The sequence below is a fragment of the Streptomyces sp. NPDC005820 genome, from assembly GCF_040630255.1.
GTDB lineage: Bacteria > Actinomycetota > Actinomycetes > Streptomycetales > Streptomycetaceae > Streptomyces.
Window position 1 is genome coordinate 152,228 of sequence record NZ_JBEXXE010000026.1, and the last position, 7,886, is coordinate 160,113.

The 7,886-nt window shown below is 71.4% G+C and carries 6 protein-coding genes; 4 read left to right on the forward strand and 2 right to left on the reverse strand.

All coding sequences use genetic code 11. From position 1 onward, the window contains the following. Nucleotides 1-80: 80 nt before the first annotated feature. A complete protein-coding gene (locus ABZ464_RS30105; protein WP_359281734.1) occupies nt 81-932 on the reverse strand; it encodes a helix-turn-helix domain-containing protein in 852 nt (283 codons plus the stop codon). A 378-nt stretch (nt 933-1,310) separates the two neighbouring features. Between ABZ464_RS30105 and ABZ464_RS30110 the strand changes: the two genes are divergently transcribed. The 3 genes from ABZ464_RS30110 (at nt 1,311) to ABZ464_RS30120 (ending at nt 5,418) form a co-directional block, all read left to right on the forward strand. After that, on the forward strand, nt 1,311-2,690 hold the full coding sequence (locus ABZ464_RS30110) for an NAD(P)/FAD-dependent oxidoreductase (RefSeq protein WP_359281737.1): 1,380 nt from the start codon (nt 1,311-1,313) through the stop codon (nt 2,688-2,690). A 223-nt stretch (nt 2,691-2,913) separates the two neighbouring features. Then, nucleotides 2,914-4,587, forward strand: coding sequence for a SpoIIE family protein phosphatase (locus ABZ464_RS30115; protein WP_359281740.1), 1,674 nt, complete (start codon nt 2,914-2,916; stop codon nt 4,585-4,587). A 33-nt stretch (nt 4,588-4,620) separates the two neighbouring features. Continuing rightward, on the forward strand, nt 4,621-5,418 hold the full coding sequence (locus ABZ464_RS30120; RefSeq protein ID WP_359281741.1) for a methyltransferase domain-containing protein: 798 nt from the start codon (nt 4,621-4,623) through the stop codon (nt 5,416-5,418). A gap of 51 nt (nt 5,419-5,469) precedes the next feature. On the opposite strand, the gene ABZ464_RS30125 is transcribed toward ABZ464_RS30120, so the two are convergent. Beyond that, nucleotides 5,470-6,756, reverse strand: a complete 1,287-nt coding sequence (locus ABZ464_RS30125) for an MFS transporter (RefSeq protein ID WP_359281744.1) — start codon at nt 6,754-6,756, stop codon at nt 5,470-5,472. Nucleotides 6,757-6,866: 110 nt separating this feature from the next. On the opposite strand from ABZ464_RS30125, the gene ABZ464_RS30130 reads away from it, so the two are divergent. Continuing rightward, nucleotides 6,867-7,415, forward strand: coding sequence for a MarR family transcriptional regulator (locus ABZ464_RS30130; RefSeq protein ID WP_359281745.1), 549 nt, complete (start codon nt 6,867-6,869; stop codon nt 7,413-7,415). The last annotated feature ends 471 nt before the right edge of the window (nt 7,416-7,886 follow it).

Sequence of the window (7,886 nt, forward strand, 5' to 3'; positions counted from 1 at the left end):
TGCGAGCGGCGCGGGTCGGGGCGAGAGCGTCGACACGCCCCCGCCCCGCCCACCCCTTCGAGTGACCCGCGACCGCTCCCTCAGGAGGACGGCCGCGAGCGCAGCCCTTCCAGCAGGATGTCCAGCAGCCGCGCCGAAGCCGCCGCCTGCTGCGCCGGGTCCGGCAGCGAGGGCGCCGCCGTCGCGATCACCAGCAGGACTTCCGACACCGACACGTCGGGCCGCAGCTCACCCGCCGCCCGCGCCCGCTCCACGAGCCGGCCCACCACGTCGAGCAGCGCCGCCGCCCCCGCATCGTCACCCACGGAGCCGACGGAGCCGACCGAGCCCGTGGAGCCGACCGAGCCCGTGGAGCCGACCGCGCTCGCGGAGCCCATCGAGGCACCCGTGGCCGCGCCGCCCTCGGAGACCAGCCGCAGCTCACCGCTGCCCGGCTGGGTCCGCTGCTGCGGCACCCGCGCCTCCTCGGTTCCCGGGCCCTCCGTGCCGTCCTCGGCGAAGGCGCCGACCCGCAGCACCTGCGGCGGCAGCAGCCGCCCGGCACCCGAGGCCACCGAGGTCCGCAGGAAGCGCGACAGCGCCGACCACGGTTCGTCCTCCTGCCCCAGCGCCGCCCGTGCCTGGTCGGTCAGCCGGGAGGTCTCCTCCTCGGCTATCCGCCGGACCAGGACGTCCTTGCTAGGGAACCGCCGGTACACGGTCCCCACGCCCACGCGCGCGCGCCGCGCCACGTCCTCCATCGGCGCGCCGTAGCCCAGCTCGCCGAACACCTCGCGCGCCGCCCGCAGGACGTGTTCCAGATTGCGCTGTGCGTCCACGCGCAGCGGTGTGGTCCGCGGGCCGTCCCCGCGTCCGTTGCCCACCGCCGCGCTCACTCCGCCCCCGTGCGCAAGCGCGGAGGCGGACGACCAATGTGTGTCCTGAATGTGCATGAATGATCCCCCGGTAATGACGTCTCCCCCCGGAGACTCTCCCCGCCATCGAATTCCGGGGCGCGTGGAACAGGGGACCGCTTCCCGGCCCGCCCGTCGCGGACCCGTGGAACACGCTTCCCCCTGACACCCCGTCGACACGAACATAGTTGAGAGGCAGTCAATTCAGAAGGGGCAGGTTCCGCACGGAGCGCCCCCCGATCGGAGTACGGGTCGTTTACGTCCCGAATGCACCCCCTCCCGCACCCCGGCGCACACCTTCTGACCTGCACATCTGCCCCGCACGCCGGTGTTTCGGCCAACCCCGCGCCCACTCGACTCGCGGTCACACAAATGGTCGGGGCTGTGGACAAACTCCGGCGTCGGGTGCGTCATGGGATGGTGAAGGAACGTGCGCGCATTCTCGTTGTCGGCGGCGGCTACGTCGGGATGTACACGGCACTGCGGCTCCAGCGAAATCTGAAACAGGAACTCGCCCGGGGCGACGCGGAGATCACCGTCGTCACCCCCGAGCCCTACATGACCTATCAGCCGTTCCTCCCCGAGGCCGCCGCCGGCGCGGTCTCCCCCCGCCACGTCGTCGTCCCGCTGCGCCGCGTCCTGCCGCACTGCAGGGTCCTCGTCGGCGAGGTCACCGCCGTCGACCACGCCAAACGCACCGCCACCCTCACCACTCTCGCCACCGAGGAGGAGGGCACCGGCGCCCAGCAGCTGACGTACGACGAACTCGTCCTCGCGCCCGGCTCCGTCGCCCGCACGCTCCCCATCCCCGGCCTCGCCGACCACGCCATCGGCTTCAAGACCGTCGAGGAGGCCATCGGCCTGCGCAACCACGTCATCGAACAGATGGACATCGCCTCCTCCACCCGCGACCCCGCGATCCGCGACGCCGCCCTCACCTTCGTCTTCGTCGGCGGCGGCTTCGCCGGAGTGGAGGCGCTCGGCGAACTGGAGGACATGGCCCGCTACACCACGCGCTACTACCACAACGTCAAGCCCGAGGACATGAAGTGGATCCTCGTCGAGGCCTCCGACCGGATCCTGCCGGAGGTCGGCGAGGACATGGGCCGCTACACCGTCAGTGAACTGCGCCGCCGCAACATCGACGTCCGCCTGAACACCCGCCTGGAGTCCTGCGCCGACCGCATCGCCGTCCTCAGCGACGGCGCCCGTTTCCCGACCCGTACGGTCGTGTGGACCGCCGGCGTCAAACCCCACCCCGTGCTCGCCGCCACCGACCTCCCCCGCACCGCACGAGGTCGGCTGAAATGCACCCCCGAGCTGACCATCGACGGCGTCACGCACGCGTGGGCGGCCGGAGACGCGGCCGCCGTCCCCGACGTCACCGCCGCCGAACCCGGCGCCGAGACCGCCCCCAACGCCCAGCACGCCGTCCGCCAGGCCAAGGTCCTCGGCGACAACATCGCGCACTCCCTGCGCGGCGAACCCCTCCAGACGTACTCCCACAAGTACGTCGGCTCGGTCGCCTCACTCGGCCTCCACAAGGGCGTCGCCCACGTCTACGGCCGCAAGCTCAAGGGCTACCCCGCCTGGTTCATGCACCGCGCCTACCACCTCAGCCGCGTGCCCACCTTCAACCGCAAGGCGCGCGTGCTCGCCGAATGGATCCTCTCCGGGCTCTTCAAACGCGAGATCGTCTCCCTGGGATCCCTCGAACATCCTCGCGCCGAGTTCGAACTCGCTGCCGGTGGAAAGCCTTCTGACGAGTCGCCCGACGACCCGAAGGGGTCGTCCTGACCCGAACCAGGAACTCCCCCGGCCGCCCCCACGTCTGACGAATGTCGGCCCGGACCGCGGCCACCCTGCCAGACTGCTCCCTGCTCATAGCCCCCACTCGGAGGCTGTTCCCCAGTGCTCCACACCCCGGGTGCTGCAACAATGTGCGGCCACCGCCGCGCGGCCCCCGGAGCCCAGGCCGGGCCCGGAGCCGGCCGACGACGACTACACGAGGCAAGGATTCGTGAACTTCACGCGCTGGAGCTCCCGGCTCCCCGGAACTCAGCGCCGCGCCGCCGCGCGGGCCGAGCACACGGTCACCACCACGGACCGACGGAGCGAGGGCTCCGTACCCGCGGCCCGCGCCGAACAACTGACCGACGAGCCGCCGCCCGTGCCCGCCGTCGACGAACTCCCGGTCCGTGAGGTCCTCGACCGCGTCCCGGCCCTCGTCGCCCTCGTCCACGGCCCCGACCACCGCCTCGCCTACGTCAACGACGCCTACACGGCGGCCTTCGGCGCACGCCCCTGCGGCGAACCGGCGGCCGAGGCCCTCCCGGAACTGCGCGACCTCGGTCTCATGCCCCTCCTCGACCAGGCCCTGCGCAGCGGCAAACCCCGCACCCTGAAGTCCCGCAAGGCCCCCGACGGCCGCCACTACACCTTCACCTGCACCCCCGTCGCCGACGCCGACGGCGAAGGCCCGGGCTCCGCCGACAGAGCCGACAGCGCTGTCCTCGTCTTCGCCACCGACGTCACCGACCACGCCGAGGCCGCCGAACGCCTGCGCGCCAGCGAACGCCGCCAGCGCGAGACCGCCGTCACCCTCCAGCGCTCCCTCCTCCCCCAGGAACTCGAACAACCGGACGACCTGCGGATCGCCGCCACCTACCAGCCCGGCGGCACCGAAGCCGCCGTCGGCGGCGACTGGTACGACGTCATCACCCTCGGCGGCGGCCGCACCGCCCTCGTCATCGGCGACGTCATGGGCCGAGGCGTCCGCGCGGCGGCCGTCATGGGCCAGCTCCGCACCGCCGTGCGCGCCTACGCCCGCCTCGACCTCCCCCCGCACGAGGTCCTCAACCTCCTCGACGGCCTCGCCACCGAGATCGACGCCAACCAGATCGCCACCTGCGTCTACGCCGTCCACGACCCCAACGAGGGCCGCCTGGTGTACGCCTCGGCCGGCCACCTCCCCATCCTGGTCCGCGACGACACCGGACACGTCCAGCGCGCCGACGAACCCACCGGCCCGCCCCTCGGCACCGGCGGCTGGATGCACGCCTCCGGCTCCATCCCCCTCGGCCCCGGCTCCACCGCCGTCCTCTACACCGACGGCCTGGTCGAACGCCGCGACGAGGACCTCGACGAGGGCATCGCCGCCCTGGAGCGCGCCCTCGCCGGCGCCACCGGCACCCCCCAGGTCGTCTGCGACCGCCTGGTCCGCTCGGCCGGCGTCACCGCCGACCACGACGACGACGTCGCCGTCCTCGTCCTCCAGCACCCCGCCCGCACCGGCGCCGACGCCGAGCTCTTCCGCAACGCCGCCCTCGAACTCCTCGGCGGCGTCGAAGCCGCCCCACGCGCGCGTGCCTTCGCCTCCGGCGTCCTCACCAGCTGGCGCTTCCCCGGCGACCTCCACGACGCGGGCGTCCTCGCCACCAGCGAACTCGTCGCCAACTCCCTCCAGCACGGCACCCCACCCATGCGGCTGCGGCTGCGCCGCACCGACCGCCGGCTGATCATCGAGGTCACCGACGGCGACGACCACCTCCCGCGCCGCCGCCGCGCCGAACCGGGCGACGAGTCCGGCCGGGGCATCGCGATCGTCGCCACGATCGCCTCGAACTGGGGCAGCCGACGCACGCCGGGCGGCGGAAAGGCGGTGTGGTGCGAGTTCGTCCTGCCGACGGCCTAGGCGAACCCGCCCCCCGGTGCTAATTGCTTCCCAATGGCAGACGCAACGGGCTTTCACCTCAAGGGAAGCGCCCCCGAGCGCTACGAACACTACGTCGCGCCTCTCATGGCGCCCTTCGTCACCGCACTCGTGGACGCCGCGGACCTCTTTCCCGGCGCCACCGTCCTCGACCTCGCCTGCGGCACCGGCTTCGCGGCCCGTGCCGCGGCCGCCCAGGCGGGCCCCACCGGCCGGGTCACCGGCGTGGACATCAACGAGGGCATGCTCAAGATCGCCGAAGCGTGCCACCCCCGCCTCTACCCGGACATCGAGTTCACCCGCGCCCCCGCGGACGACCTCCCCCACCCCGCCGCGGCCTTCGACGCCGTCCTCTGTCAGCAGGGTGCCCAGTTCTTCCCCGACCTCGACGCGGTCCTGCGCGAAACGGCCCGCGTCACCCGCCCCGGAGGCCGCTTCGCCGCCACCGTCTGGTCCCACCTCGCCGACTCCCCGTACTTCGTCGCCGTCCGCGCGGCCATCGAGGAGCACGACGGCCCGCAGTCGACGACGGCCTACGAAGCGGCCTTCCAGGGCGCCGACCGCCTGACCACCGCCGTCGACCGCGCAGGCTTCCACGACACGACCCGCCGCACCCTCACCTTCACCATCGGCCTCCCCCCATTGGAGCAGTACGTCCCCGGCCACCTCTCCGCCACCGGCTGGGGCCAGACCGTCGCCGAGACGGGAGACGACCCGATCTTCACCCGGACGGCCCGCACCGTCATCGACCGCCTCCCCCCGGACACCACGGCCTTTCCCTTCACCGTCACCCTGGTGACCGCCGTCCGCTGACAGCAAGAAGGCGGCCGCCGTCCCCCGGGACGACGACCGCCTTCACCCGTCTCACGCCTCCGCAGCCACCGGCTCCACAACGGCCCCACCCTTGGCCACCACCCGGTTCCGCACCAGCCACGGCTGATCCTGTACGGCGGTCAGCTGCCGCCCCAGCCGCAGCGCCAGGTAGGTGATCCCGAGCGAGAACAGCAGGAACGTCACGATGTACGGCGCGTGCAGCGAGGCCCCCATCGGCCCGCCCACCGCCGGCCCCAGGGCCAGCGCGAGCTGCTTCACCAGGGCGAACGCGGAGTTGTACTGCCCCGCCATCCCGCTCGGCGCCAGATCGGCCACCAACGGCGCCACCGTCGGCGACAGCATCGCCTCACCGAGCCCGAACAGCGCGTACGTCGACACGAACGCCGCCGTCGCCATCTCCCGGCTGCCGTGCCCCAGCCCGGCGTACCCCGCCACGACCCACGCCACGGCCCAGATCAGCCCCACGGCCGCGATCACCCGCGACCGCTTCTGCCGCTCGACGAACCGCAGCACGGCGAACTGGGCGACGACGATCATGGCCGTGTTGGCGGCCAGCGCCGTACCGAGCGCCGACGTCGAGATCCCGACGGCCTCGACCCCGTACGCGCTCAGCCCCGACTCGAACTGGCCGTAGCAGGCGAAGAACAGCACGAAGCCCAGTACGGACAACTGCACCATGGCCCGGTTGCCGAGCAGCTGCCGCCAACTGCCCCTGGCCGACTGCCGGGGCGCGTCCCCGACCCGCGGCGCGGACGGCACCCGCACGGTCGCCATCACCACGGCCAGCAGCAGGAACATCGCCGCCTCGATCGCGAACAGCAGCGTGAACGACGACACGCGCGTGGCGTCGACGAGATGACCGCCGATGAGCCCGCCGATGCCCAGCCCCAGGTTCTGCAGGAAGAACTGCATGGCGAACGCCCGCGACCGCGTCTCGGTCGTCGAACAGTCCACGATCATCGTCGCCAGCGCCGGCTGCATCACGGCCTGCCCCGCGCCCAACGCGGCCGACGCCGCCAGTACGGCGGTGGCGGTACCGGCCAGCCCCAGACCCAGCGCCCCGACGGCAGCGGTGACCAGGGCGGCCAGCAGGACCGGCAGTGGACCGCGCCGCACGATCGCCCGTCCGGCGAACGGCAGCACGATCAGCGCGGCCACGGCGAAGACGGCGAGGACGAGCCCCGCCGTCATGGCCCCCAGTCCCCGTACCTGCGCCACATAGACGTACAGGTAGGGGACCGTGAAGCCGAGCCCGAACGCGCTGAGTGCGTTGCCCACGTGGATCCGGCGCATCGCTGCGCCCTTGGCCCTGGTCACGTTCACCTCTCTCACTAGTTAGGAGTGAAGACTTCAAACCTAAAGTTCGAAGCTAAACAGTACAGATCGAAGGACTTCAAGGCAAAGGAAGTGCGTGCGATACTGCGCACATGGCCGAGACCCCCGGCGTCACGGAGCCGACGCTCGAAGAACAGATCGCCGCCTACCAGCGCGAGTTCCGGGGCCTCGACCCCCAGGTCGAGAAGATCGTCTCGGCGCTCTCCCGGCTCAACCGCCGGATGAACGTCGCCTACGGCCGCCAGACCGCCGAGCTGGGCATCAGCAACGCCGAGTGGGAGGTCCTCAAGGCCCTCGTCCTCTCCGGCGCCCCTTATCGCCTGGGCCCCAGCGACCTGGCCAAGCGCCTCGGTCTGACGCCGGCCGCGATGACCCACCGGATCGACCGCATGGTCGCGGAGGGACTGGTGACCCGGGAACGGGACGAGTCCAACCGGGTGCGCGTCATCGTGGAGCTGACGCCGGAGGGGAGGGAGAAGTGGCTGGAGGCGATGCGTCTGGCCACCGTCTTCGAGGAGGATCTGCTCCAGGACCTCTCGGCCGAGGAGCGCACGACCCTCGGCGACGTCCTGACCAGACTCCTGCGCCGGGTCGAGCACGCCCAGCCGGACGCCGGCGGGCGGCTCAGCGACCTGGACTGACCCGGTCCGAAAAGATCTTGACAGGCGATGCTTGACGCACCTCTGCCGGGCGCGTAGAGTTCTTCGGGTTGTCGGGGAGCCGGAACGGTTCTTCGATGACACTCCCGCCGCAGCAGCGGCACCTCAAACCATCAGCACGATCTCCCAACGGGGTCGAATTCGGCGTGCCCGAATTCAATTCGATTTGGGGCCGGCAGCTCGATTAGGAACTGCCGAGAGGATCCGCTAAGGTTTGAGACGTCGGAACGGCCGAAGGGCCGGGAAGACAACCCCGCTGACTGGGAATCAGACGCCGAAAGGATCTGATAGAGTCGGAACCGCCGGAAAGGGAAACGCGAGAGCGAGAACCTGGAAAGCACCGAGGAAATCGGACACCGAAAAGGTCTGATAGAGTCGGAAACGCAAGACCGAAGGGAAGCCCGGAGGAAAACCTGAGAGAGTCTCTCAGGCAAGTACAAAGGAAGCTTTCGT

Bases quoted from the DNA above. Each gene is read 5' to 3' on its own strand.
- ABZ464_RS30105 (WP_359281734.1), bottom strand. From the start codon at position 932: ATGCACATTCAGGACACACATTGGTCGTCCGCCTCCGCGCTTGCGCAC.
- ABZ464_RS30110 (WP_359281737.1), top strand. From the start codon at position 1,311: ATGGTGAAGGAACGTGCGCGCATTCTCGTTGTCGGCGGCGGCTACGTC.
- ABZ464_RS30120 (WP_359281741.1), top strand. From the start codon at position 4,621: ATGGCAGACGCAACGGGCTTTCACCTCAAGGGAAGCGCCCCCGAGCGC.
- ABZ464_RS30130 (WP_359281745.1), top strand. From the start codon at position 6,867: ATGGCCGAGACCCCCGGCGTCACGGAGCCGACGCTCGAAGAACAGATC.